Annotated in this window: 17 protein-coding genes and 1 tRNA gene; 8 read left to right on the top strand and 10 right to left on the bottom strand. The window is 68.2% G+C overall.

What is annotated here, in order from left to right; translation table 11 throughout:
- Positions 1 to 84 precede the first annotated feature (84 nt).
- Both G6N26_RS25215 and G6N26_RS25210 read right to left on the bottom strand, forming a co-directional pair.
- Positions 85 to 987: a DMT family transporter gene (locus G6N26_RS25215; protein ID WP_083015596.1), complete on the bottom strand. Its 903-nt coding sequence runs from the start codon at positions 985 to 987 to the stop codon at positions 85 to 87.
- A gap of 74 nt (positions 988 to 1,061) precedes the next feature.
- Complete coding sequence (locus tag G6N26_RS25210) at positions 1,062 to 3,428, bottom strand: MMPL family transporter (protein ID WP_083015418.1); 2,367 nt, start codon at positions 3,426 to 3,428, stop codon at positions 1,062 to 1,064.
- A gap of 195 nt (positions 3,429 to 3,623) precedes the next feature.
- Here G6N26_RS25210 and G6N26_RS25205 point away from each other — a divergent pair, with 195 nt between their 5' ends.
- The 4 genes from G6N26_RS25205 to G6N26_RS25190 all read left to right on the top strand — a co-directional run bounded on the left by G6N26_RS25205 (position 3,624) and on the right by G6N26_RS25190 (position 7,372).
- On the top strand, positions 3,624 to 4,862 hold the full coding sequence (locus G6N26_RS25205) for a GNAT family N-acetyltransferase (RefSeq protein ID WP_083015415.1): 1,239 nt from the start codon (positions 3,624 to 3,626) through the stop codon (positions 4,860 to 4,862).
- A gap of 190 nt (positions 4,863 to 5,052) precedes the next feature.
- A tRNA-Lys gene (locus tag G6N26_RS25200) sits at positions 5,053 to 5,125 on the top strand.
- A gap of 133 nt (positions 5,126 to 5,258) precedes the next feature.
- Entirely contained in the window at positions 5,259 to 5,525 is a 267-nt protein-coding gene (locus tag G6N26_RS25195) for a hypothetical protein (protein ID WP_083015412.1), read from the top strand.
- 107 nt (positions 5,526 to 5,632) lie between these two features.
- Positions 5,633 to 7,372 carry a DUF3556 domain-containing protein gene (locus G6N26_RS25190; protein ID WP_067171063.1) on the top strand — a complete coding sequence of 580 codons (1,740 nt, stop codon included), beginning with the start codon at positions 5,633 to 5,635 and terminating at the stop codon, positions 7,370 to 7,372.
- On the opposite strand, the gene G6N26_RS25185 is transcribed toward G6N26_RS25190, so the two are convergent.
- Positions 7,359 to 7,586 (bottom strand): DUF3618 domain-containing protein, encoded by a 228-nt coding sequence (locus G6N26_RS25185; RefSeq protein ID WP_083015593.1) that lies wholly within the window; start codon positions 7,584 to 7,586, stop codon positions 7,359 to 7,361. The genes G6N26_RS25190 and G6N26_RS25185 overlap by 14 nt on opposite strands.
- 104 nt (positions 7,587 to 7,690) lie before the next feature.
- Here G6N26_RS25185 and bcp point away from each other — a divergent pair, with 104 nt between their 5' ends.
- Entirely contained in the window at positions 7,691 to 8,164 is a 474-nt protein-coding gene (bcp, locus tag G6N26_RS25180; RefSeq protein ID WP_083015409.1) for a thioredoxin-dependent thiol peroxidase, read from the top strand.
- 112 nt (positions 8,165 to 8,276) lie between these two features.
- On the opposite strand, the gene G6N26_RS25170 is transcribed toward bcp, so the two are convergent.
- Positions 8,277 to 9,629: a cytochrome P450 gene (locus G6N26_RS25170; protein WP_083015406.1), complete on the bottom strand. Its 1,353-nt coding sequence runs from the start codon at positions 9,627 to 9,629 to the stop codon at positions 8,277 to 8,279.
- Positions 9,630 to 9,761: 132 nt separating this feature from the next.
- Between G6N26_RS25170 and G6N26_RS25165 the strand changes: the two genes are divergently transcribed.
- The gene (locus G6N26_RS25165; RefSeq protein WP_067171058.1) at positions 9,762 to 10,202 is read left to right on the top strand and encodes a nitroreductase family deazaflavin-dependent oxidoreductase; all 441 of its coding nucleotides are present in this window, start codon (positions 9,762 to 9,764) and stop codon (positions 10,200 to 10,202) included.
- Here G6N26_RS25165 and G6N26_RS25160 read toward each other — a convergent pair.
- The 5 genes from G6N26_RS25160 to G6N26_RS25135 form a co-directional block, all read right to left on the bottom strand.
- Positions 10,199 to 11,533 carry a dipeptidase gene (locus G6N26_RS25160; protein WP_083015402.1) on the bottom strand — a complete coding sequence of 445 codons (1,335 nt, stop codon included), beginning with the start codon at positions 11,531 to 11,533 and terminating at the stop codon, positions 10,199 to 10,201. The genes G6N26_RS25165 and G6N26_RS25160 overlap by 4 nt on opposite strands.
- Before the next feature lie 66 nt (positions 11,534 to 11,599).
- Positions 11,600 to 11,992: a holo-ACP synthase AcpS gene (acpS, locus tag G6N26_RS25155; protein WP_067171053.1), complete on the bottom strand. Its 393-nt coding sequence runs from the start codon at positions 11,990 to 11,992 to the stop codon at positions 11,600 to 11,602.
- Positions 11,993 to 12,001: 9 nt separating this feature from the next.
- Entirely contained in the window at positions 12,002 to 21,250 is a 9,249-nt protein-coding gene (locus tag G6N26_RS25150) for a type I polyketide synthase (RefSeq protein ID WP_083015399.1), read from the bottom strand.
- 550 nt (positions 21,251 to 21,800) lie between these two features.
- Positions 21,801 to 22,520 (bottom strand): DUF1906 domain-containing protein, encoded by a 720-nt coding sequence (locus tag G6N26_RS25140; protein WP_067171049.1) that lies wholly within the window; start codon positions 22,518 to 22,520, stop codon positions 21,801 to 21,803.
- A 49-nt stretch (positions 22,521 to 22,569) separates the two neighbouring features.
- Complete coding sequence (locus G6N26_RS25135; RefSeq protein WP_067171046.1) at positions 22,570 to 23,010, bottom strand: hypothetical protein; 441 nt, start codon at positions 23,008 to 23,010, stop codon at positions 22,570 to 22,572.
- 86 nt (positions 23,011 to 23,096) lie between these two features.
- Between G6N26_RS25135 and G6N26_RS25130 the strand changes: the two genes are divergently transcribed.
- Together G6N26_RS25130 and G6N26_RS25125 are read left to right on the top strand one after the other, a co-directional pair.
- Positions 23,097 to 23,942, top strand: coding sequence for a helix-turn-helix transcriptional regulator (locus tag G6N26_RS25130; RefSeq protein ID WP_083015396.1), 846 nt, complete (start codon positions 23,097 to 23,099; stop codon positions 23,940 to 23,942).
- Between the two features lie 73 nt (positions 23,943 to 24,015).
- On the top strand, positions 24,016 to 25,161 hold the full coding sequence (locus G6N26_RS25125; RefSeq protein ID WP_067171041.1) for an aromatic ring-hydroxylating oxygenase subunit alpha: 1,146 nt from the start codon (positions 24,016 to 24,018) through the stop codon (positions 25,159 to 25,161).
- Here the strand turns inward: G6N26_RS25125 and G6N26_RS25120 are convergent.
- Positions 25,150 to 26,505 (bottom strand): lipocalin-like domain-containing protein, encoded by a 1,356-nt coding sequence (locus tag G6N26_RS25120; RefSeq protein WP_083015393.1) that lies wholly within the window; start codon positions 26,503 to 26,505, stop codon positions 25,150 to 25,152. The two genes, G6N26_RS25125 and G6N26_RS25120, sit on opposite strands and share 12 nt — an antisense overlap.
- Between the last annotated feature and the right edge of the window lie 70 nt (positions 26,506 to 26,575).

Genomic DNA, 26,575 nt, shown 5'->3' with positions numbered 1-26,575 from the left:
CACACCGGCGCGGGCGGCCGTTCGGTGTCTCGGCCGCAATGAATTCGTCATTCGGGCGGGGTCAGCGGCGTCGCCGCACGCCCGCTACGCGGGCTGGCCTGCTTCCTCGTGGCGGCGGGCCTCGACCCCGTCGCGGGTCGCGACGGCCTCGACGCGGGCGAGTTTGATGATGGCCGCCGTCATCACCAACGCAGCTGCCACCAGGGCGATCATCCCGGTGCGACCGGTGTCCAGCACCTCGCCGAGGACGACGACGCCCAACACCGCGGCCACCACCGGCTGGGACATCTGCAACGTGGGCATGGACGCCGTCAGCGGCCCGGCCCGAAACGCCGACTGGCTCCACGCCACGCCCCCGAGCGCGACCAGGATGCAGGCGTACAGCTCGGGGGTGCGGGTCAGCGCCCCGACGCCGTCGCCGAGCCGGGCGACGACCTCCTTGGTGAGCACGGCAAAGATGCCCCACAGCGACCCCGACACGAAGGCGAACAGCACGGCCGCCACGGCCCCGCCGCGGATCCGTCCGGCCACCGCACAGCCGACCAACAGCGGTCCCAGGACGGCGGCCACCGCGGCCCAGGTTCCCAGCGAGGCGCCCGAATGACCGGCCCGCGGATTGCCGACGATGACGACCACACTGACCCCGGCCGTCAACAACGCGGCCCACGTCCACTCGCCGGCGGTCACGGTGCGATGCCACAACCTGGCGTTGATGGGCAGCGCGAAGAGCACCGAAAACATCAGCAGCGCCTGCACCAGCAATACCGATCCCCCGGCCAGGGCCGCGGCCTGCAACCCGATGCTTGCCGCCAGCAGCACGGTGCCCCACCACCATCGTTGGCTGCGAAGCAAATTGGCGAACAGCTCGACGGACCCGACCGCCCTGTCGGTGATGCAGTGCGCCGCTCGTTGCTGCAGGACGTCGCCGACCGCGACGCACAGCGCGGAGCTCAAGGCGAGCAGGGCGGCGATATCGGTTCGGCCCATGAGGCTTACCCCGTCCCGTCCGGCGCCGGCGCCGCGATACTGGTCGACATCATTGCCGCACAACACATCTCGGATCACCCGCGTCCGGTCGCGGCCTTGGTGGGCCACCTTCTGATCAATGCCCGCCCCACGTTGGGCGCGTCGCGTGCCCAGCGGCCGCGTCCCACCGCGATCTCGCCGTCCTCCCCGATCGCGGACCGTTCCCGCAACCTGACCAACGGCCGCGGCGCCCACCACGTCCAGCGGCCCATCAGGTGGAGGAATGCCGGAACGAGGACCATGCGCACCAGGGTGGCGTCGACGAGCACGCCGAGCGTCAGGCCCAGGCCCAGCATCCGCATGAACGACACGTGCGCCGGGATCAGCGCGGCGAACGAAATCGACATCACCACCGCGGCGGTCGTGACGACGCGGCCGATGCCCGCGATGCCCAGCGCCGTGCTCTCGTCGGTGGCGGCGCGCGCCTCGGCGGCGGTCGGCGGCGTCTCCCGCATGGCCTGCGAGGCCAGCCAGTACTCATGGATGCGCGAGACCAGAAAGACCTCGTAATCCATCGCCAGCCCGAAGGCGATGCAAAACAGCAGCACGGGGATGTTCGCGTTCAACGTCCCGTTGGGGGTGGTGCCCAGGGCGCCCAGGTTGCCGTCCTGGAAGATCCACACCATCGCGCCGAACGCCGCCGTCAGCGACAACACGTTGCACACCAGCGCCTGCAGCGGTAGCACCGCGCTCCCGGTCAGCAAGAACAGCAGCGCGAACGTGATGAGGGCGATCAGGGCGAACACGATCGGCAGCCGGTTCGTGATCGCGTCGACGCTGTCGCGGTTGATCTGCGCCAGCCCGGTCATCTGCACCGAGCGCCCGCCCGGCCCGGCGACCTGATGCAGCCGGTCGAGCTGGGTGTTGGAGGCCTGCGAATAGAGCGGCGCGGTGGTGGAGACGGTCAGAAACGCGCTGCCGTTGGCCACGCCGGTGGGCCCGACGGGCGGCCCCACCCGATTCCCGTCCGCGAACGTCCCGGCCGGTGCGCTGACGGCCGACACGTCGGGCACGCGCGACAGCTCGGCCGCGTACCGCTGCAGGTCGGCGGGGCTCACGCCGCGGGTGTCGGGCACCACGACGGACACCCCGGTGCCGAACCCGTTCGCGAAGTCGTCGTCCAGCATGTCGGCGACCTGGCGCGCCGACGCTGATTCGGGCAGCACGCGCTCGTCGGGGAAGCCCCATTTGACCCCCAGGAACGGCGCCCCCAGCAACACCAGCAGCGCCACGACGCTCAGGCCGACCGGCATGGCGTCGCCCAGCACGTACCGGGTCGACCGGTACCAGAACTGCTCCTCGAGTGGCTGGTGCGCGTGGTCACGGAACGACCGCTGCCCGTGCAGGATGCGGTGCATCACCCGCCGGGCGTCCAGCACGTGTAGCCGGGGCCCCAGCAGCACGATCGCCGCCGGGGTGACCACCACCGCGGCGATCGCCACGATGATCGCGGTGACCACGATGGTGTAGGCGGACGATTTCAAGAAGTACATCGGGAACAGCGCCATCACCGCCATCGACAGCCCGACGGTCGTGGCCGAGAACAGCACCGTCCGGCCGGCGGTTGCCATGGTGCGGTACAGCGCCCGGTCTCGGTCCTCGGTCCGCGCCAGCTCCTCGCGGTAGCGGGTGATGATCAGCAGGTTGTAGTCGATGGCCAGGGCCAGGCCCATGGCGATGCTCAGGTCCAGGGCGTAGGTCGACACGTCGGTGGCGAAGGTGATCAACCGCAGCACCGACATGGTGCCGACGATGGCCAGGAGGCCGAGGACGATCGGCAGCGTCGCCGCCACCACACCACCGAGCACCCAGACCAGGACGGCGAAGCTCAGCGGGATGGCGATGGACTCCATCAGCAACAGGTCCCGCTGGTTTTGCCCGTTGATCTGCGCGTATGCCACGGCCATGCCGCCGGCGCGCACGGTGACGCCGTCGCGGTCGTGCACCAGGTCGCTGGTGAGCGTGCTGGCGTACTTCTGGGCGTCGTTCTCGCCGCCCTTCAGGCCGGCGACGATCATCCCGGATTTGTTGTCCTTGCTGATCAGCTGGGCCGCGGCCGGGGCCCGGTCGGGTGGCATGGTCCACGCCGACGACACGTTGAGCACCCACGGCGAGCGTTTTAGCTGGTCGACGATGTCGGTGGCGACCCGCCGCGCTTGATCGCTGCGGACGCCGTTCGGGGCCGTCACCACGATCAACATCTGCTGATCGGTCTGGTTGAACTTGTCGCGGAGGACCTCGGTGGCGCGCGCGGACTCCGAGGTCGGGTCCTGGAAGCCGCCGCCGGAAAGGCTGTTTACCACCGGAAGCCCGAAGACTGCGGCTCCCACCAGCACCAGGAAGGCGATCCCGACGATGCGGCGCGGGGCGGCAATGGCAAGCCGGGTGATTACCTGCAGCATGGCGTATCGCCTACCCGAAACCACACTTTTTGACCCGCCCAGCACCGATTGTCCGCATCGGTCACGTGTTCGATCGGGCGGCCGTTGAGGTTTGACCTTCTGGTACTCGGGTATCGAACGTAAAAGCACACTCAGCGCGTGGATTCGGTGTGCGCAGTGCCGGTTTGCCTGGGCTACAAGCGGATTGGATGTGCAATGAACACGACGGACGACGGCACCAACATTCGGCATCCAACCGAAAACGACTGGCAGGCGGTCTTCGAAAATCAGGCTCGCACATTCGGCGATCCGGTTGGCCCGGAGGATCTCGAAGCGTGGAAACGCCGCGTCAACCTCGACGACATTCTCCTCGCCGAGGATGTTTCCGATCCCGAGCGTCCGTTTCTGGTGGGAACGTCGATCATCTACCGCGCGCAGCTCACCGTGCCGGGTGGGGCCACCCTGCGCGCCGCGTGGCTGACGATGATCGCCGTCGCGGCAACGCATCAGGGTAAGGGGCTTTGGGCGCAGCTCAGCGCCAAGGGACTCGGAATTCTGCTGGACCGCGGCTATCCGCTCGTGTGCGGCGTCCCGACGCAGACCGCGATGTACGACGGCTTCGGCGCCGGGGTGGCCAGCTACAGCCACACCTATTCGATCGACCGCCGCTTCGCGAAGTTGCGGGCCGCGCCGGACGGCATCCGGGCGCGCGAGGTCAACGCCGCCGAGGCCAGGCGACATCTGCCCGAAATCTACGAAAGATGGTGTGCCGCAACCAATGGCGCGATCAGCCGGGGCGACGCGTGGTGGACCGACTACATGGACGACCGGGAAACGCAGCGGGGCAACGGGTCGGCGCTGCAGTACACGATCCATCCCGATGGATTCCTGACGTATCGGGTCGTCGGGTCGCAACAGCACGCGTTTCGCCCGCCCCTGGGCACCGTGGTGGTCGAGGACTTCTGCCCGGTCACCGATGAGGCGCACACCGAGCTGTTGCAGACGCTGTTGGTGCTGGAGATGTTCTATCGCATCGAGATCGATGTGCCAGGCGACGATCCGCTCCCGCTCAAACTCACCGATCAACGCGCCGCGGAGATCAAGGGCGTGAGCGATTTCCTCTGGGTGCGGATCAACGACGTTCCCGAGGTGCTGGGCGCCCGCGCCTACGCCGACGACGCCGACATCGTGCTGGAAGTCACAGACCCGCTGCAGCTCGCGGGAGGACGGTTTCAGCTGCAAGCCCGCGGTGGCGCCGGGAAGTGCACGCCCACTGACGGGCCCGCGGACATCGAGATCGGCCTGGCCGACCTGGCCACCATCTACATGGGGGCACACCGGGCTTCCCAGCTGGCGCGCGCCGGCCGCATCACCGAAGCGCGCGCGGGCGCGTTGGCCGAGCTGGACGCCGCCTTCGCCACCGACCGGGCGCCCTTCTGCGGCACGGTGTTGTGACCAACGCGCAAAGACATTGCGCGGCAAAGTCTTTCGTTCGCGCGCGGGAAGGCGGGACGACCGCCGCCCGATGGAACGGGCACGTCTGGGCGCTCACGTGCCCCGAGACGGTATCCTGGTCAACGGTCGGGATTTCACTCCGCGGCGGAACGCCTGTTATTGTCGCCTACGCGGTCTCGGCCGACCACAAGCGCCGTTAGCTCAGTTGGTAGAGCAGCTGACTCTTAATCAGCGGGTCCGGGGTTCGAAACCCTGACGGCGCACAGCTCACCGAATGTTTCATCGTTCGGTGGCTTTTTTGCTTCCGCACTGGCCGCCAGTGTCGTGGAACTCCCTTCCCAGCGGCCCCCGGGGCGACCTACCATCGCTGCGACGGTGTCTGTCCAGAGGGGACCTGTGAAAACCGAGCTGAAGTGGGTCGAACCCCACGAGGGCCACTTCCACGCCAACATCGACGACCGCAGCGAGTACCGCGTCCACGCGGTCTCCACGGGCGGCTTCCGCGCCGAACGGGTGGACGACGGCCTCGTGCACCACGATCTCGGCCGCGCAGCCGGTGCCGCCGAGGCGCAGGCGATCTGCCAGGACCTGCACACGCGGGCGATGCGGCGCGCGGCGTGGGAGACGTACATGGCCGAAAATGACCCGCCCGGGCGGGAGTAGCCGGCGTCGCTGATCAACCAGTTGCCGTCATATCCCCCCACCAAAACCCTTCGTACAGGTAATTTCTTGCTGGCGCCGATTGGTCTTGCTGCGTCGAAGGAGCTGCAATGGGGTTCATCCGGCCCAATCTGCCCGTCGTCGACGTGGCCGACTGGAGCGCACGACCACGCGCCGAACGGATCGTGCCGATGGCGCGCCACATCGCCCAGCACGGGTTCGGCACCCCGCTGGTGATGCACGTGATGTACGGCGTGAAGATCGCGCTGTACATCCTCGGCGGCTGGCTGTTCGTGTGGTCTACGCGCGGCATCGGCGGCTTCACCCAGGTCAGCGCCTGGTGGGCCGAGCCGATCGTGTTCCAGAAGGCCGTGCTCTACACGATGCTGTTCGAAGTCGTCGGCCTCGGCTGCTGCTTCGGGCCGCTTGCCGGGCGCTACTTCCCGCCGATGGGGTCGATCCTGTACTGGCTGCGCCCCGGCACCATCCGGCTGCCGCCCTGGCCCGATCGGGTGCCGCTGACGAAGGGCGGCAACAGAACTCCGCTCGACGCGTTGCTCTACGGCGTCCTGCTGGTGCTGCTGGTGTTCGCGCTGCTGTCCGACGGCACTGGCCCAATTCCCGCCCTGGACACCGCGATCGGCGTGCTGCCGCGGTGGCAGACCGCCGCCGTGCTGGCAGTCCTGGCCCTGATCAGCTTGCGCGACAAGGTGATCTTCCTGGCCGCGCGCGGCGAGGTGTACGCGCCGCTGGCGCTGACGTTCCTGTTCGCCGGGGCCGACATCATCGTCGGGGCCAAGGTCGTCTTCATGGTGATCTGGCTGGGCGCGGCGACATCCAAGCTCAACAAACACTTCCCCTTCGTGATCTCGACCATGCTGGCCAACAACCCGTTCATCCCGTCGGGGCCCCTCAAGCGGTCGATGTTCAAGCGCTATCCCGACGACCTGCGGCCCAGCGCGCTGGCCGGTTTCATCGCCCATTTCTCGACCGCGGTCGAAGGGCTGGTGCCTTTGGTGCTGTTGTTCTCGCACGGCGGTTGGCCGACGGCGCTGGCGGCGTTCGTGATGATCGTGTTCCACCTGAACATCCTGTTGGCCTTCCCGATGGGCGTGCCGCTGGAATGGAACGTGTTCATGATCTTCGGCGTGCTGTGGCTGTTCGTCACGCACGCGCACCTGGGCCTGTCGAACATCAGCAACCCGTGGCCGATCGCCCTCCTGTTCGCGGTGATCGCCGGGACCGTCGTCGCGGGAAACCTCTACCCGCGCAAGGTCTCCTTCCTGCCCGGCATGCGTTACTACGCCGGCAACTGGGACACCACCCTGTGGTGCGTCCGCCCGTCGGCCGACGAGAAGTTCCGCATCGGCTCCCGCGCGCTCGGCCCGATGCAGCACCTGCAGCTCGAGCGGTTGTACGGCAGCAAAGAGGAAACCCTGGTCCCGCTGCACCTCGCGCTCGCGTTCCGGGGCATGAACACCCACGGACGCGCGCTGCTTACCCTCGCGCACCGCGCCATGGCCGACTACGACGAGGACGACTACAACCTGTGCGAGGGCGAAGTCCTGTGCTCGATGGTTCTCGGCTGGAATTTCGGCGACGGGCACATGCACAACGAGTGCCTCATCGAGGCGCTGCAGCAGCGGTGCGGATTCGAACCCGGCGAGGTGCGGGTCGTGATCCTCGACGCCCAGCCCATCCACCGGCAGCGACAGGAGTACCGGCTGGTCGACGCGGCGACCGGGGAATTCGAACGGGGCTACTGCGACGTCGCCGACATGGTCGTGAATCAGCCCTGGGCCGACGACATTCCGGTCTACGTCCAGAGCGACCGCGTCAGCGGTTCCTGACGCGGTGCACCGTCACCACCACGACCAGCGCCCCGACACCGGCCAGCGACGCCAGCACCACAGGTTTCTGCACGAACCCGATCACCCGGGCTTTGAGGTCGTCGGCGAGGCGACGCGGGTTCGCCCGCTCGGCCAGGGAGTCGACGGTGGCCGCCAGCTGGTCACGGGCGACGTCGATGTCTCGCTTGATGGCTTCGGGGTCGCGGTCCGCCACTGTGTCCTCCAAGTCGCCCACTATCCGGCTCATGCACCTGCCCGAACTACCCTAGATCAGCTGGCGGTAACCCCGACGCTCCGGTGAACAGAAAGGGACCCACCTTGACCGAGACCACGCGGCTTGCACCGGGCGACAAAGCGCCCTCCTTCAGCCTGCCCGACGCCGACGGCAACAAGGTGTCGCTGGCCGACTATAAGGGTCGCCGGGTCGTCGTCTACTTCTATCCGGCCGCCTCGACACCGGGATGCACCAAGCAGGCGTGCGACTTTCGCGACAACCTGGCCGAGCTCAACGGCGCCGGCCTCGACGTCGTCGGCATCTCCCCCGACAAGCCCGAGAAGCTCGCCAAATTCCGTGATGCCGAGGGGCTGACGTTCCCGCTGCTGTCCGACCCCGACCGCAAGGTCTTGACGGCGTACGGCGCCTACGGCGAAAAGCAGATGTACGGCAAGACCGTCACGGGCGTCATCCGCTCCACGTTCGTGGTCGACGAGAAGGGCAAGATCGCCGTCGCGCAGTACAACGTCAAGGCGACCGGACACGTCGCCAAGCTGCGCCGCGACCTGTCCGTGTAGTGGCGATCGCAAGCGCGGCGAAGCCGGGCGCAGCGGGTCGCCACCATCCGGTCTAGTGGCGATCGCAAGCGCGGCGAAGCCGGGCGCAGCGGGTCGACACTCTCCGGTCTAGTCAGTCGCCGATGACGGCGGCCTCCGTGTACTCGGTGATCGGCCGCGCGACCCCCTGCTCGTCGCACACCCGCTGCAGCTTCTCCAGCGTCTCGTCGATTCCCGGGCCAAGCCGCCGGCCGGGGGTGAACGTCGCCGGAAGGTGCTGCATGCCCTGGATTACGCCGATCGTCGGATAGTGCACGGTGCCGTCGGGGTCGCAGCGGTAGTCGGGCATCCGCTCGAGCACCGCCGTGAGCATCGACTTGAACACGATCCGCGCGACATTGGAGCCGATGCAGCGGTGGACGCCGAGCCCAAAGCTGAAGTGCCGGTTGTTCTTTCGGTTCAGGTCGAGTCGATGCGGATCGGGGAACACCGCGGGATCGCGGTTGGCCATCGCCCAGGACAACCACAGGCGATCGCCCTCCTTGAACCGTGTGCCCGCGATTTCGAGATCGGCGGCGATCGTGCGTCCGTCGCCGGGAGCGGGCGTGAAGTAACGCAGGAATTCTTCGGTCGCCGAATCCAGCAGCGTGTCCGACTCCCGCCTCAGCAGCTCGCGCTGCTCGGGATTTTCGCCCAGCCATTCGAGTGCATGCGCCGTCAGCGCCGTCGTCGTGTCGAAACCTCCGCCGATGATCAGGCCCAGCATTCCGAGCAGTTCGGCGTCGGGCGCGGGTTCGCCGTCGATCTTCAGCCTCGCCAACGCGTCCACAATGCCGGGGCGCGGGTTCTCCCGGATCTCGAGGAGGTGGTTGAACAGGTCCGCCCCCATCGCCATCGTCTGCTCCAAAACCCTTGGGGCGTCCGGGGAATCGACGGGGGTGTAGACGTTGGCGTGGGCCGGCTCGCAATACAGTTGCCACTTCTTCAGCGGAACGCCCATCATGGCCAGTGTCAGGACGGCGGGCACGACGTTCGCGAGATCGTCGACGAAGTCGATCCGCCCGTCTTCGATCTTCTCGTCGATGCTCGCCCGCACGATCTCGTCGACAAAGGGCTTCCAGCGCTTGATGGCCGCCGGCGACATGTAGGGGTTGAGGACGCCGCGGTAGGCGGAGTGCTCGGGTTCATCCATCTCGAGCATGCCGCCGCGGACGCCGGTGGCCTGCGGCAGCGTGGGAATGGTGATGCCCTTGTAGCCGGTGCCCTCGCCAGTGACGTCGTGATCGTTGGACACGTGCGGGCAGCGGGCGAGCTCGAAGACCTCCCGGTTGCCCGCGGCCACCCAGTGCCCGTCATAGGTGTCGGTCCACGCCAGCGGGCACCTGGCGTGCATCTCCTCGGTGATCGCGGTGAACCGCTCGCGGTACTCGGGGGTGTGGCGATCGAAGTGGTAACGGTGGGTCTTGCTGACGCTTTCCGTACTCACAGTGGCCTCTCCTGCGGACGAGTGGCTGCGTATAGAAGCAGTATGCAGCGAGACTGCCGGTCTCGTTAAGCATTCTGGCGGCTTGTCGGCTCATCTGGCAGAGATCTTGTCCACTAGGCGATACTGACCGCCATGAGTTCCCTCGCCGAGAAAGCGCTCGCCGGGTTCATCCGGTTCCACGATCGCGTGTATCGGGGAACTCACGGCTGGATCGGGCACCGGATGATGTGGATTCCCAGCCTGTTGCTGCACACGGTTGGCGCGAAAACAGGCGCGCCACGCACGGCCGCGCTGGCCTATGGCCGCGACGGCGAGGACTACCTGGTGACCGCGTCCAACGGCGGCGCCGCGCGCTCGCCAGGCTGGTACCACAACGTGAAGGCGCGCCCCGCGGTGGAAATCAACGTCGGCCCACGGCGTTTCGGCGCCACAGCGCGTCCCGTCCTGCCTGGCGACACCGAATACGATCGGCTATGGAAGATCGTCAACAAGGTCAACAAGGGCCAGTACGCCAGGTACCAGGAGCAGACGTCGCGCCCGATTCCCGTCGTGGTGCTGACGCCCGACCGCTAGCCCAGGTTGGCCAGCAGCAGCGCCTCGCCGATGGCCGCGCGCTCGAGCACCCCCAGGTGCAGGCTCTCGTTGATGCTGTGTGCCTGGGTCCCCGGGTCCTCCACGCCGGTGACCAGGATTTTCGCCTGCGGAAAGGCGGCGGCGAATTCGGCGATGAACGGGATCGAGCCACCCATGCCCATGTCGATGGGCTCGGCGTCCCACGCCCGCCGGAACGCCGCGCGGGCCGCGTCGTAGACGTCGCCACTGGCCTCGATGGCGTAGGGCTCGCCGATGTCGCCGCGAGTGACGCTGACGTGCGCGCCCCAGGGGGCGTGGCTCCGCAGGTGGGCGGTCAGGGCGTCCAGATGCGCGGCGGCGTCCCCGCCGGGGGCCACGCGCATGCTGACCTTGGCCCGCGCCCGCGGGATCAGCGTGTTCGACGCCTTGTCGATGGGGGTGGTGTCGATGCCGATCACCGTGATGGCGGGCTTGGCCCACAGCCGCTGCGGCACGGAGCCCGAGCCGATCTCGGACACGCCGTCGAGCAGACCGGAGTCGGTGCGGGCCCGCTCGGGCGGGTAGTCGGGGTAGTTCAGCGCGGCGATGTCGGTTTCGTGCAGGCTGGCCACGGCCACGTTGCCGTCGTCGTCGTGCAGGCTGGCCAGCAGGCGCACCAGCGCGGTGAGCGCGTCGGGCACCGCCCCGCCCCACAGGCCGGAGTGCAGCCCGTGGTCGAGGGTGGCGACCTCGACCACGCAATCGACCAGTCCGCGCAGCGACACGGTCAGCGCGGGGGTGTCGGCACTCCAGTTGTCCGAGTCGGCGATGACGATCACGTCGGCGGACAGCGTGTCGCGGTGTGCCGCAAGCACTGCGGCGAGCGAGGGCGAACCGGATTCCTCTTCGCCCTCGACGAACACCGTCACGCCGACGGGCGGCATGCCGCCGTGCGCGCGAAAGGCCGCCAAATGTGTTGCGATACCGGCCTTGTCGTCGGCACTGCCGCGCCCGTAGAGCCGCCCGTCACGTTCGGTGGGCTCGAACGGCGGCGACGCCCACTGGGCGCGGTCGCCCTCGGGCTGCACGTCGTGGTGGGCATACAGCAGCACGGTCGGCGCGCCGGGGGGCGCGGGGTGGCGCGCGATGACCGCGGGCGCTCCCCCTTCGCTGACGATCTGCACGTCGCCGAAACCGGCCTGCGACAACAGATCCGCGACGGTCTGGGCGCTGCGGTGCACCTCGGGACGACGGCCGGGATCGGCCCACACCGATTCGATGCGCACCAGGTCTTCCAGGTCGCGCCGCACCGACGGCAGCACCGCGCGGACGCGCTCAACGAGATCGCTCATGGGATCGAGGCTAATCGCCTCACACCGAACGTCACGCTGGCGTCGCGGTGGGCGATGTGCTCGCGGTCAAAGAGTCTCCAGGATCGCCACCGCGGCGGCGGTGTCCGCCTCGTGCGTCAGCGACACGTGGATGATCACGTCGGCCAGGTGTTTGGCGATGTCGCCGCTCAACCGCACCCGGGGCCGCCCCCACATGTCGGTGACCACCTCGATGTCGCGGTGGATGTCCTCGGGCAGCACGGGCCGCTGCGCGAACCGAGACCCCGACCAGGCCTTGATCACCGCCTCCTTGGCCGCCCAGCGGGCTGCCAGGTGACGCGCCGCCGACGAACTCTTGTCCGAGGCGTCGCGACGCTCACCCGGGGTGAAGGTCTCGGCGAAGACAGTTCCCGGCTGGTCGACCTGCTCGGCGAAATCAGGAATGGAGACGAGATCGATGCCTACTCCGACGATCGCCACGCACCGACCCTAGCCGACGTAAAGATCGTCTTCGCCGAGGCGGGCGTCGGCGTTGAGCAACATCGCCGCCTCCTGACGCTTCTCCGGCTCGTCGTGGTTGAACCGCCGGTCGGCCGGCTTCTCGTACATCGGACGCCCACCGGCGATCGCGGACGCCAACCGGCGCTGACCGGCCAGCATGCGCTGCTCGGCCCGCTGGCGGTAGCCGTCCCGATCGGCCGGGTCCAGCGCGGCGATGAACGCCTCCGGGTGCACCAGCGCGATCAGGCCCGACACGTGTCCGAAGCCGAGGCTGGTCACCAGGCCGGCCTTGAGCGGGAACTTGCCGCGCAGGTCCAAAGGCTCACGCACCCAGACGAAGTGACCGGCGGTGGCCAGCTCGTCGTCGACGCAATCCAGGCTGCGGTTGGGCGGGATGACGCCGTCACGCAGCATCTGGCACAGGCCCATCAGCTGGAACGCCGCCGCGCCGCCCTTGCTGTGACCGGTGAGGGTCTTCTGGCTCACCACGAACAGCGGGTTGCCGGGCGATCGGCCCATCGAGTCGGCCAGCCGCTCGTGCAGCTCGGTCTCGTTGGGGTCGTTGGCCAGCGTCGAGGTGTCGTGCTTGGACACGACCGCGATGTCGTCGGCCCCCACACCCAGCTTGGCCAGCGAGCGGGCCAGCTGCGAGTCCCTGCCACCGCGGCCGGCGCCGAGGCCACCGAGACCGGGCGCCGGGATCGAGGTGTGCATACCGTCGGCGAAGCTCTGCGCGTAGCCGACCACGGCCAGCACCGGCAGGCCCATCTTGGCCGCCAGCGCACCATTGGCCAGCAGGATGGTGCCGCCGCCCTGGGCTTCCAGGAACCCGAGGCGACGCCGGTCGTTGGCGCGCGAGAACTTCGCATCGCTGATGCCCTTGGCCCGCATCATCTCGGTGTCGGCGGTGGCCGCCATGTCACCGAAGCCGATGATGGCCTCCAGGGTCAGGTCGTCGAACCCGCCGGCGACCACGAATTCGGCCTTGCCGAGCCGGATCTTGTCCACGCCCTCCTCGACCGACACAGCGACCGTCGCACAGGCCGCGACCGGATGCACCATCGCGCCGTAGCCGCCGACATAGGACTGCATGACATGGGCCGCAACAACATTCGGCAGCACCTCCTGCAGGATGTCGTTCGGCTTGGCCCGGCCCAGCAGGTTGCCGTGATACATGGTCTGCATCGATGTCATGCCGCCCATGCCGGTGCCCTGCGTGGAGGCCACCAGGCTCGGGTGCACCCAGCGCAGGAGCTCGGTCGGGGTGAAGCCCGAGGACAGGAACGCATCCACGGTCGCCACGATGTTCCACAGCGCCACCCGGTCAATGGAATTGGCCATGTCCGGGGTGATGCCCCACACCGTCGGATCGAACCCGGTGGGGATCTGCGCGCCGACGGTCCGGGACAGCTTGGTCTTCCGCGGAACCCGGATCTCGGTGCCCGCCTTGCGGATCACCTCCCAGTCGCTGGAGTCCGGCACCGGCCGGGCCACGGTGTGCTCGGGATCGAACTCGACGAACGCACGCGCGTCGGCCTCGCTGGACACCACGAACGAGAAGTCCTTGTCGAGGAACACGCTGACGAGCAGCGGTGAGGCGTGATCGGGATCGATCGCACCGTCGTCGACGAATTCGCGGATACCGCACCGCTCGACCACGGCGTCGTGGTAGCGGTCGACCAGCTCCGATTCGTCGACCAGGTCGCCGGATTCGGTGTCGTACCAACCGGGTTGGGGATCGTCTTCCCACTTGACCAGTCCGGTGGTCCAGGCCAGCTCGAGCACTCCGGCCGCCGACAGCTCCCCGGCCACCTCCATCTCGAAGCGGGTCCGCGACGAACCGTACGGCCCGAGCTCGGCGCCGCCGACGATCACCACCAGGTCGTTCAGGTCGACGTCGAGATCGGCCCAGTCGGGGGCCGGTGCCGGGCTGAAGCCGCGCGGCGGCGACGGCAGCGCGGCGATGCTGCCCTCGGCCTCGAGCGCGTCGGGGTCGTCGTCCTCAGCCGAGGCGGATTGCTCGCGGGCCTTGGCGGCCAGCTCGGCCATGTCGAGGTTGGCCTCACCGAGCCCACCGGTCAGGTCGGCCTTGATCGGCGCACCGGCGGCCGCCACCTTCGACTCGATGTCGCACAGCGCCAACAGCATTGCCGCCATCTCGTCGGTCGAGTAGGTGGTGACACCGGCCTCCTCGACCGCGTCGACGATGGCGTCGTTGTGGCCCATCAGCCCGGTGCCGCGGGTCCAGCCGATCAGCGCGTGCGCCAGGCTGACCCTTGTCGCCCAGGAGGATTCGGCGTGCCAACGGCTCACCAACGCGTCCAGCGCCGACTTGGCTTCACCGTAGGCGCCGTCACCGCCGAACATTCCACGGTTAGGCGAGCCGGGCAGCACGACGTGCAGCCGCGACGCGATGTCACGCTCGGCGCCGATCTTCGACAGCCCGCCGATCAACCGCTGCACGGCCCACAGCAGCACCTTCATCTCCATCTCGGAGCGGGAGCCGGCCTCCGACAGGTCACCGACGACGCGCGGTGCGGCGAACGGGAACAGCAACGTCGGGGTCTGCGCATCCTTGATGTGAATCGACTGCGGCCCAAGGCTTTCGGTCTGCTCGGTGCCGACCCACTCGACCAGGGCGTCGATGTCGGAGTAAGACGCCATGTTGGCCGCGACCACCCACAGTGCGGCGCCGTAACGAGCGTGGTCGCGATACAGGCCGCGGTAGAACGCCAGCCGCTCGTCGTCGAGCTTCGACGTCGTCGCGATGACGGTGGCGCCGCCGTCGAGCAGCCGCGCGACCACCGATGCCGCGATCGAGCCCTTGGAGGCACCCGTCACCACGGCGACCTCGTTTGCGTAGGGGCCTGGGTCCGGATTCTCGGCGCCGGCCGCGATCCGGCCGAACAGCGATGCGTGGATCTGGCGGCCCGCGGACAGGGACTTGCCCTGCCACCAGGTGGCCTGGGTGGCCACGACATGGCCTGCGCCCTCGAACCTTTCGGACAGGCTCACCCACCGGGCGTCGATGTCGCCCTCGTCGGTCAGCCACAGCTTGACCAGGTCTTCGCGGGCGCTGGCCCAGCGGTCGTCGAACAGCACGGCCTTCTTCGGCTCGAACACCGGCGCGACCAGACGTGGCCAGTCCGCGCCGAGTTCGGTCGTCACCAGATCGATGAGCTCGGCGTCGGTGGCCGCGGGCGAGGCGCTGACCGGGTCGTCGAGGCCCAGCTGGTTCAGCACCAGGCGGGCCGCCGATGCCAGCACGCCGTCGCGGCCGGTGATCTGGGCGGTGAATTCGCCCAACGCGGCCGCGTCGATGGTGGCACCTCCGCTGCCGCCACCCGAAGACGGCAGCGCCACCGCGATGCCGCGGCGCGCGGCGACGGAAGCGACGGCGGCATCGATGGCTTTGTCGACGGCGGCGGCGTCGGCCAAGGCGCCCTCGTGCAGGTGCCCCATGGCACCGCCACGAACACTGGTGCCCTCGCGGGTGCCCAGCGCGACCTCGACCGTGACGTGTTTGGCCCAACCCTCGCCCAGCTCCCAGGTCTTCTTGACCCGGTCGGCGATGGCGGCGGGCCGCTTGCCCGACGGCCCCAGCACCGTGCGCAGCTGGTCGTTGATCGCGTCGGAAAGCACTGGGCCGTAAGGCTTGTAGGTGCGTGCCAGCTTGGTCACCTGGGCGCGCAAGCCGGCCAGGTCGGCTTCGGCGGCGCCGTCGATGGCGCCGAGGTTCAACTCCGAACCCAGGTCCACCAGCAGCTGGTTGCGTCGCGACGACGCGCCGTCGGTGATGGATTCGATGGAATCCAGCTCCTCGATCTGGTCGATGCGCATCTTGGCCGACAGCGCGATCAACGCCAACGTCGCGTCGGCCGCGTCGAATCCGATGTCGTCGGGGCGCGGGCCTGACGGGGCGGCTGCCGGCGCGGGGGCGGCCGGGGCGGCCTCCACCGGCGCGCCGGATGCCTCCGGCGCTTCGACCGGTTCTTCAACCTCGGGCTCCGGCTCGGGATCGGTGTCGGTCGCGAACAGCACCGCGGCGTCGCGCTCGGCGTTGAGCACTTCGACTGTGCTGTGGGCATATTCGGGCAGCTTGAGCGTATTGGTCGCCAGCCCCGCCACCGTCGGCGCGGACTTCACACCGATCTCGACGAACCGCTCCACACCCAGACCGCCGGCGGCCTCCTCGGTGAACAGCAGATCCTGGGTCTCGATCCAGCGCACCGGGCTGGCGAACTGCCAGGCCAGCAGCTCGATCAAGACGGTGCGCGCCATCTCGATGCGACGCTCGGCAAGCCAGGTGTCGTAGTCGGCGAGGATCGGGTCGAGCGGCTCGGCCGGCACCAGGTCGCGGATCTCCTGGATGAAGTCGCGGTCCAGGGTGAACGGGCGGGGCACCAGGTTGGGGATGTAGCGCCCGATGATGACGTCGGGATCCTTGTCGCGCGGCATGACCCGGTCGAGCGAGCGCCGGAACTCCGCGACACCCACCCGCAGCACCCGCGAGTGGAAGGGCACGTCGATGCCCGGCACCAGGATGAACGAGCGCTTGCCGCCGGTGATCTCGCGACGCCGCTCCACCTCGGCTTCCAGCGCCTCGAGTCCGCGGACGGTGCCGGCGATCGCATACTGCGACCCGCGCAGGTTGAAGTTGACGATCTCAAGGAACTCACCTGTATTCGCCGCAATATCGGCAACGAACCCCGGGACCTCGTCATCCGGGAGGTCGATCTGCGACGGCCGAATCGCCGCCAGCCGGTAGTTGGACCGGCCCAGCTCGTCGCGGGGCACGATGTCGTGCATCTTCGATCCGCGGTGGAACACCGTCTCCAGCAACGCTTCCAGCTCGTAGATGCCCGTCACGCAGGCCAGCGCGGTGTACTCGCCGACGGAGTGCCCGCAGGCGATCGCGTCTTCGACGAAGGCGCCCTGCTCGCGCATCTCGGCGACCTGCGCCGCCGCCACGGTGGCCATCGCGACCTGGGTGAACTGCGTCAGGTACAGCACGCCCTCGGGGTGGTTGTAGGGCACACCGCTGGCGATGATGCTTGTCGGGTTGTCGCGCACCACGTGCAGCACCGAGAAGCCCAGCGTGTCGCGGGTGAACTTGTCCGCCTTGTCCCACACCTTGCGGGCGGCCTTGGACCGGGCCCGGACGTCCATGCCCATGCCCTTGTGCTGAATACCCTGGCCGGGGAACGCATAGACGGTGTGCGGGGAGGCCAGGCGCGCGGTCGCCGACATCACCAGATCCGATCCGATGCGGGCTGCGACTTCCAAAACCTCTGCACCCTGGTCGATCCCGACGCGGTCGACGCGGAAGGAGACCTCGTCGCCGGGACGCACCATGCCCAGGAAGCGGGCGGTCCAGCCGATCAGCCGCGCCGGCGGGCGGGCCTGACCGTCGGTGGCGGTCACCGCGTGCTGGGCAGCGGCCGACAGCCACATGCCGTGCACGATGGGCGATTCCAGGCCGGCCAGCAGGGCGGCGGCCCGGTCGGTGTGGATGGGGTTGTGATCGCCGGACACCACCGCGAACGGGCGCATGTCGACGGGCGCGGTGATCGTGACGTCACGGCGGCGCCGACGCGGAGTGTCGGTGGCGTTTTCGGAGACCGCGCCGCCGGCACGCACCGGGTCGGTCAGCTCGGCCGCGCCGGTGCGCCCGAGGATCGCAAAGCGCTCGTCGAGGGTCGCGATCGCCTCACCGTCGGCGCCGGCGATGGTGACCGTGACGGGAACGACACGCCCCATATCGGTGTCGTCGGCCGCCAAAGCCGTTGCGGTGATGGTCAATTGGGCCGGGTCCTTCGGCAGCTCGCCAACCATGTGCGCGGCGTGGTCGAGATGCACCAGGCTCAGCAGGCCCTCCACGACCGGGACGCCGGCGTCGGTGACCGCCGAGCCGATCGCGGAAAAGACCGCGGGCCAGCACGGGCCGACCAGCGCGTCGGGCACGGTGGTGAGGCTGGGCGCCAACGGTTCCCCGAAGGTGGCCGTGACCCCCGTGTGGTCGGCGACGCGCTCGGGGTCCCAGTCCACCGTGACGGTGGCTGTCCCATCGGTGACCGGGGGCATGAATTCCGGTCCGTCGACGCCGGCGGCGATCGCCAGCACCGCACGCATGGCCGTGGCGGCGTCGTCGGTGGAGACCACGGGCGTCGCGCCGTCAACGGTGTTGGGCGGCAAGGTGAATGGGATCTCGACCCAGACCCCCGACACCGGGACGCTCAGCACAACCCGGTCGTCCTCGACCTGAAGGCGCGCGCCGGTGGACGAATGCGTGGCGCGGCGGCTCTCGGGTCCATCAGAGTCTCCGTGCACCAGCCACTCGGAGGGGTCGGCGATCCGATGGACGGGGTTGATCGCGGTGCGGCCGGCCCACTGCACGTCGGGGGCGTCCAGCACCACGGCCAGCGGTCCGGATACATCCGCGCGGCCGGTGCGGCGCGACGTGACGGCCGTCGGCTCGATTCCTGCGGCCAGCGCCTCGTCGACGGCGGCCTGCTCGAAGCGGTCCAGCAGTTCGCCGACGGGTTCGTCCATTCGGGTGATCCCCGCGACGGCCGCGGTGCCCGGGATGATGCACACCTGGTCGGCGTCGTAGCGGGCGTCGTGAGCCTGCCACAGCGAGTCACTGCGCCACCAGCGCCGCACATCCTTGTCGATGACCGGCACGAAGTTGACCGGCTTGCCCACCATCTTGCACAGGGTGACGAAGAACGGCACGTCGGCCGGGTGCAGTTGGACGGTCTCGGCGTCGGGGTAGCGGTCGAGCAGCAGATCGATCGCCGCCTCGGGGTTCTCCAGCAGGCCCTCGTCGTTGTAGAGCGTCTCGATGGGGCCGAAATCCTGTGGGTGCAAACGCGCTTCGGCTCGCTGCAGCATCTGCTGGAACCGGTCGCGCCACGTGTCGGCCAGCCAGGGGCTGCCCGGGGCGGCGGTGTCGGCGGTGGAGTCGCCGTCGCCGATGGCCAGCTCGACGTAGCGCCGCAGCCACTGCAGGTAGGTCATCTCGCCGGCGTCGCCGAAGTACGGCTTGGCGGTGGTGGCCATCGCCGCGATGATCTCGTCGCGGCGTTCGGCGACGGCGTCGGCGTCACCGGCGACCTCGTCGAGCAGCCGTCCGCAGCGCGACGCGCTGTTGTCGATCTCGTGGATGTCCGCACCGAGCTGGCTGCGGCTGGATGCCATGCCACCGGAGGCTTTTCCGGCGCCGATCCACTGGTCGGTGCCCTGCGTTTCGACGAGCATCCGCTTGACCGACGGCGAGGTGGTGGCCTCCTTGGCCGCCATGGCCGCCGTGCCGACCAGGATGCCGTCGATCGGCATCAGCGGGAAACCGTAGGCCTGCGCCCAGCGCCCGGACAGGTAGTCGGCCGCCCGCTCGGGCGTGCCGATACCGCCGCCGACGCAGACGGTGATGTTGGAGCGCGACCGCAGTTCCGAGTAGGTCGCCAGCAGCAGGTCGTCGAGGTCTTCCCAGGAGTGGTGGCCGCCGGCGCGGCCGCCCTCGATGTGCGCGATCACCGGTTTGGTGGACACCTCGGTGGCGATGCGGATGACCGAGCGGATCTGCTCGACGGTGCCGGGCTTGAAGACGACGTGGCTGATGCCGACGTCGCCCAGCTCCTCGATCAGCTCGACGGCTTCCTCCAGCTCGGGGATGCCGGCGCTGATGACCAGACCGTCGATGGCCGCGCCGGACTGGCGCGCCTTTTGCACCAACCGCTTGCCGCCGACCTGCAGCTTCCACAGGTAGGGGTCCAGGAATAGCGCGTTGAACTGGTAGGTGCGACCGTCCTCGAGCAGCCCGGAGAGCTCCTCGATCCGATCGGCGAAGATCTCCTCGGTGACCTGCCCGCCGCCGGCCAGCTCGGCCCAGTGGCCGGCGTTGGCGGCAGCGGCCACGATCTTGGCGTCGACCGTGGTCGGGGTCATGCCCGCGAGCAGGATCGGCGAGCGGCCGGTCAGGCGGGTGAACTTCGTCGACAGCTTGACCCGGCCGTCGGGCAGGCGCACCAGCGTCGGGGCGTAGCTCGACCACGCCCGCGCCACCTCGGGGACGGCGCCGACGGTGAAGAGGTTGCGCTGGCCGCCGCGGGTCGCGGCGGGCACGATGCCCACCCCCAGGCCGCGGATCACCGGCGCGGTCAGCCGGGTCAGGATGTCGCCGGGGCCCAGATCGAGGATCCACCGGGCGCCGGCGTCGTTGACGCGGGTGATTTCCTGCACCCAGTCGACCGGGCGCACCAGAATGGATTCGGTCAGTTCGCGGGCCAGGGCCACGTCCAGGCCCACCTTCTCGGCCCAGTTGCCGACGATGTCGATGCCGTCGGCCAGCCGGGGGGTATGGAAGCCCACCTCGACCTGCACCGGGTCGAACACCGGCGAGAATACGTCGCCGCCGCGCAGCTTGTTCTTCCGGTCGGCCTCTTCCTTCTCCGAGATCTGCTGGCAATACAGCTCGAAGCGGGACAGCTGCTCGGGGGTGCCGGTGATGACGACCGACCGGCGGCCGTTGCGGATGGACAGCACGGGCGGCAGCACGGTCCGCACGTCCTGGGCGAACTCGTCGAGCAGCTGGCTGATGCGCTCGGGGTCGGCGTTGGTGACCGACACCATCGGCGGCCGGTCGCCGAGCACGGAGATTCCGCGCCGACGAGCCACCAGCGTCCCGGCCGCACCGATCAGCTGGGCCAACGCCAGCAGCTCGACGTCACGGGCGCTTCCGCCCTTGAGCGCCTCGACGGCGAGCACGCCCTGGGAATGCCCGGCGACGGCCACCGGCGGCGTCGCGCTCAGATCCATGCCCTGGCGCGCCAGCGCGCGCACGGCCGCGATCTGGGTGAGCAGCACGCCCGGGATCGAGACCGCGGCCGAGGTCAGGTGCTTGTTCGAGGGGATCGGGTCCTCAGCGGCCAGCGCGCGGACCCACGTCAGCGGCTCGAAGCCGATGGGACGGACCACGACCAGCTCTTTCGCCACCGGCTCGAGGAGGAGTTCCACCTCACCGACCAGTGCGGACAGATCCGATTCGATGCCGGCCGACGAAACCAGTTCTTCGAGCGTCTCCAACCAGGCGCTGCCCTGGCCACCGAAGGCCACGGCGTAGGGCTCACCGGCCGTCAGGCGGTCGACAAGAGCATGGGTGTCGGCTTGGTGCTTGCCCCCTTGCGGGCCCTGCCCGTCGCGCTCGGCGGACACCCGGTCATGCTCGTGAATCGTCACCTTCTCTGTCTCCCCTGGTATGCGTCTTTACGTATCGGTTCGTGTGGGCGGTCACCACCAGAGGGTGGGCACTCGCCGGGCTCCTCGATGCGGCGTGGTTCAGCGTCGAATCACAGCCGGGAAACGGCGGCCGGTGCGTTGTCGGCGGACCGCCCGGATGGCGCTGGGCGGTGCGACGGACTTCATCGGCTGTACTAAGAGTGTCATAAGATTCGACCCCCGTTTTGCGAGGTGATCGGTTACTGGCGAGTTCTACGCATGGGTAACCGTGTCGTGGGTAACACGCGGTTTGACCGGCGGCGCGCACGCGATTCACAAACCTGCTGCATGCAGGTGGTTACGGTCGAGTAGCTATAACTGCGCAGATCAAAGCAGTTTTGTTATCGAATCGTTACATAAAAATTTTGGGTCGTGCAGCGCCGTCCGGGCGACTTAAGCGACACCGTCCGCCGAGTACGCGCGTCCGCCCGGCCCGGAAATGAGCGAACGAGTGTTTGCTGGGCTTTCTAAGAGTCCGGCGCCCGGTCAGGCGGGACGGCGAAGTGGGCCGCTAGGCCCACTGCCCGAATTGGGGTTTGAGGATCTCGTTGATGTCCACGCCGACCCCGCCGACGCTGCGTTTGTCGATTTCAACCTGGTGCAAGTTGGCGGCCGGATGCGCGTATCCCTTGGGTGAGCCCCAGTTGTGCTGCCAGAAGTAGGAGCCCAAACCGTCGTGCAGCGCCCAGTCGATGGTCTTCGAATTGGCGTACACGCCTGTGCGCTGATGACCGATGACGGACTCCCACGACCGCAGGTACGGCGCTATCTGGCTCTTGTACTGCTCGTAGGAGGGGTCGTCGTCGATCGACGCATAGATGGGCGCGGCGGCGGGGCCGCCGGCCGCGGCGTGGAGCTGCATGCCGCGCTGCGCGTGCTGCAGGCCGGCGTTGGCGCCACCGAGCCAGTCCGCGGTGTTCCCCTTGCCGTACTGGTAGCAGGAGACGATCTTGAGTCCGTTGCTGTGGAGGTCGCGCGCCTCGGCGACCTGGATCGGCTTGCCCAGCATCCACTTGCCGCCGGGCCGCCGGTCCGAGACGTACCGGATCGATCCCACGGCGCCCGCGGCCCGGATCTGGCTGGCCGGAATGACCCCGGCCGCATAGTCGAGCAGGGTGCCTAGTGACGCCGAGGCCGGCGCGGCGCGCAACGACGTACCCGCAACGCCCAGACCCACGAGGGCCGGCGCCACCGCGTATTTGAACAGGTCGCGCCGCGAAACCGATGACACAAGCCACAGGGTACGACACAAACCCCATATGACACATTGATCACACTGGTCACAGGTGTGTCACAGTGCCACATCGGCGCTGCAGCGCGCCCGCGGCACCCAACACCGCATACGGGCCGGTGACCGCCATGAGGCTCAGCAGGGAGCGCACCCTGGGATCGCCGCGCCGGAGACGTCTCAGCTCCATCAGGGCGTTGACGTTGTCCAGCGTGTCGACCATCAGGCCGATGTATTGCCACCGCCGGCGGTTGGGCTCGTCACTGCTGAGATAACCCACGCCCAGGGCCAGGGCGCGCGCACCGAAAATGCGGATCAAGTACTTGAGCTCGGTGGACAGCAGGTGGTCTGGGACCCCGTTCATGCGGGTCTGGGATGCCGGGTAGGCAAACGCGGTGGCGCCCAACAGGATCCGGCCGACGGCGGCCGCGGCGAATGCGCGGCGCAGGCCCGCGGGCTGCGGCGGTGAGGCTGGTTTCGATGTGATGGTCATGATTGCAGTCTTCGCCGCCCAGGTAAGTACGTCGATTACCTTCCAGGTAGTGGTTTAGGTCTACGCAACGGCGTTAGGTTCCGAAGATGCCTGGGGACATAGCGGGAACGGCGGTGCGCGAGTGGCGCACCCGTCGGCGATTGAGCCAGATGGAACTCGCCCATCGGGTGGATGTCTCGCCCCGCCATCTCAGTTTTGTCGAGACCGGCAGAGCCAACCCCAGCCGTGCGCTGTTGCTGCGCATCGGCGAGTCCCTCGATCTCCCACTGGCCGCGCGCAACCGACTGCTGCTCGACGGCGGCTACGCGCCCATGTTCGGCGAGCACACCTTGGATGCCGAAAGCATGCGGCCGGTAAAGGCGGCCGTCGACTCGGTATTGGCCGGCCACGCCCCGTACCCGGCCATCGTCACCGATGCCTGCTGGAACCTGATAGCGGGGAACGTGGGGTGCGTCGTGCTCGCCGAAGGGGTCGACCCGGAGCTGCTGCGCCCGCCGATCAACGTCATGAAATTGTGTCTGCACCCGCGGGGACTGGCGCAGCGATTGCTCAACCGGGCCGAGGTGCACGCGGCCATCCTGGGCCGGGTCCGCCGGCACGCGCAGGGCACCGCGGCACCCGACATCCGCCGTCTTTACGAGGAACTCTCGAGTTATCCGGCGCCCGCGGGAGCCGACCGCGGCGAGGCGACCGGCGAGCTATACGTGCCGTTTCGGATGCTCACGCTGGACGACGCCGAGCTCCGATTCGTCAGCACCATCGCAACCTTTGGCAGTCCGCTCGACATCTCCGTGGAAAGCCTCATCATCGAGTCGTTCTTTCCCGCGGACCCGGGCACCGCCGACTACCTGCACGGTCTCGACAGCGATCTGCGGCTGCGCGCGATCGCGCAGCAGCACCCGCAGTTGCTTGCCTACATCGGTTCTCGCTAGCGCGTGGACCTTAATTTATTATCACTATAAAGTTAGCAGAGTTACCGCGAGCGCAACTGCAACCGGAGTTCAGATGGAACGCGACCAGCTCATTGACCTGACCCGCCGCGCCCTGAAGTTGGCGCGCGACAAGACAACCGACCTCGCACCGAGTGAGCACCGGGTCGACGCGCGGGACTACACCAGTCCCGAACGCCACGACCTCGACCGGGACATGCTGCTGGCCAGCCCGCAATTGGTCGGCTACGTGTCCGAACTTCCCGCCCCGGGGGCGTATTGCACCAAGACGGTGATGGGACGGTCGATCCTGTTGACCCGAACCTCCGACGGATCGGTGAAGGCGTTCGACAACGTGTGCCTGCATCGGCAGTCGCAGGTGGTCACGGGATGCGGCACCGCCAAGCGGTTCACCTGTCCCTACCACGCGTGGACATACGACAACACCGGGCGGTTGGTGGGATTGCCGGGCCGTGAGGGTTTCCCGGACGTAACACTGCGCTCCGACGGCCTAGCCGAACTCCCGGCCACAGAATTCGCCGGATTCCTCTGGGTCTCACTGGATCCCGGTACGACGCTGGACGTGGCCGCGCACTTGGGACCGCTCGCCGACGAACTCGATTCCTGGGGTATCGGGCGCTGGTCGCCGTTGGGCGAGAAGGTGCTCGACACCCCGATCAACTGGAAATTGGCCATCGACACCTTCGCCGAGAACTACCATTTCGCCACCGTCCATCAGCAGACGTTCGCCACCATCGCGCGCAGCAACTGCACGGTGTTCGATTCCTTCGGCCCGCACCACCGGCTGATCTTTCCGCTCAACACCATCCTGGATCTCGACGAGCTGCCCGAGGAACAGTGGAATCCGTTCCACAACATGGTGGTGATCTACGCGCTGTTCCCCAACATCGTGCTGTCGGTGACGATCGCCAACGGCGAACTGTTTCGCGTCTACCCGGGTGCTCAGCCCGGCAGGTCGATCACCGTCCACCAGAACGCCACACCGCAGGATCTGTCCGACGAATCCGTCGCCGCCGGCGCTCAGGCCGTCTTCGAATACGCACACGCCACCGTGCGTGACGAGGACTACCGCCTGGTGCAGGGACTGCAGGCCAACCTCGAGTCAGGCGTCCGCGACCATCTGGTGTTCGGTCGCAACGAGCCGGGATTGCAGCACCGCCACATCACGTGGACCGAGGCGCTGGCGGGCTCAGCGCGCTGAGTCGTCCACCGACAGCACCGCGACCAGGTCGTCCAGTAGCGTTGCCAGCACACCGGTTTGGCCAGGGCGTACCGCTGCGAGAAGTTCAACCGCGTCGCGCCGGCGCCCGGCGGCCACCAATGGGCCCAGCCGATCCACGGTGGTCCGCAGGTCTGGGTCGGACGGTTCGGTGTTCGTGACGGTGGTGGTGAGCACCTCGACCAGCTCCCAATCCCGATACAACGCGAGGGACCGCTCGTTGAAGGCGAACGCGGTCACCGGCTGACCGCCCAGCGTCCCGCGGTAGCGGTAGGGGCCTTCCATGTATTCGATCGGCAGGCCATGTGCGGGCGCCGCGACAACCGGCTCGCCGACAATGTCGAGTCCCAGTGTGGGACAAGTGATCCGGTGGCGATCGGGCATGTAGCGGGCGGGGGCGAGCGGTCGCACCAGGGGTCGCATCGTCTCCGGCCACCGCACGTAGCTGCTGATCGTCACCTCGATGTCTTCGGCGCATTGCGGCGACGTGGCGGGATCGGGGTAGCTCGCGGTGACACCGGTGAAGGGCTGCAGGACATTGTCGTTCGTGCGGTCGAACTGTCGCCAGATGCTCAGGTCGACGCCGTTGTCGAAATTGATCGTGCGCCATTCGTGCGACCTGGCCCGCGGATCTCCCGCGGATCCCCCGCCGCCGGCGTATTTCGGGAACCACTGCCGATCGACGTGGCCACTGCTGCCGGAGACCTGGTGGATCTCCTCGCCCCAGCGCAAGGTACCGGTCATCGCCATACCGGTCTGGAAGTAGGAGTAGGTGTCGTCTTGGCCGAAGCAGACGATCTTGCCGTTGTAGGTCGATGCGCCCACCGGAGTCGGTGCGCGCGTAGGGGTTACGGCCAGGTCCAACCGCATGCGCCGGCCGGTATGGTCCTCCCCCACCAGGCTGACGCGGTAGGTGTAGGGCAGTAAACCTCCGTCGCCGTTACGGCACGTGGTCCAGGACGCGGTGCCCGCACCGCTGGCGTAGCTGATGTCGAGGTGGCCCGTGGCCAGTTCCAGCTTGCGCATCGCCCCCGGTTCGAGGTTGGCCGGCGGCATATCGTAATCCGTGTAGGTGCCGTAATCGCCGGTGTCGAGGTCGAAGAGCGCCATCGTGTAGAAGTCGGCGACGATCGTCCCGCCGGGCCGGTTCTTGTTGAAGATGGTCAGGAAGGCAAAGGAGCGGTCGGTTTCGGCGGCGTCCAGCTGACCCGCGATGAACCAGGTGTCCGACTCCTGGTCGGGGTGTTCGCCTTCGGCGGCGGGAAATTCGAGCTGGCCGTCACCGGGCACCAACTGAAATGGGTAACTGCACCAGTCGCTCGTCATATCGCGCCTCGCCTCGACATCGTCGCTGATGATCCGCCCGCGGCTTCCCGCCTCGCGCTTTCTTCGCTAT

Origin of the sequence: Mycobacterium marseillense (assembly GCF_010731675.1) — a bacterium.
Taxonomy (GTDB): domain Bacteria; phylum Actinomycetota; class Actinomycetes; order Mycobacteriales; family Mycobacteriaceae; genus Mycobacterium; species Mycobacterium marseillense.
The sequence above is the reverse complement of the archived record's forward strand: the minus strand, read 5'-3'. Positions and strand labels throughout refer to the sequence as shown.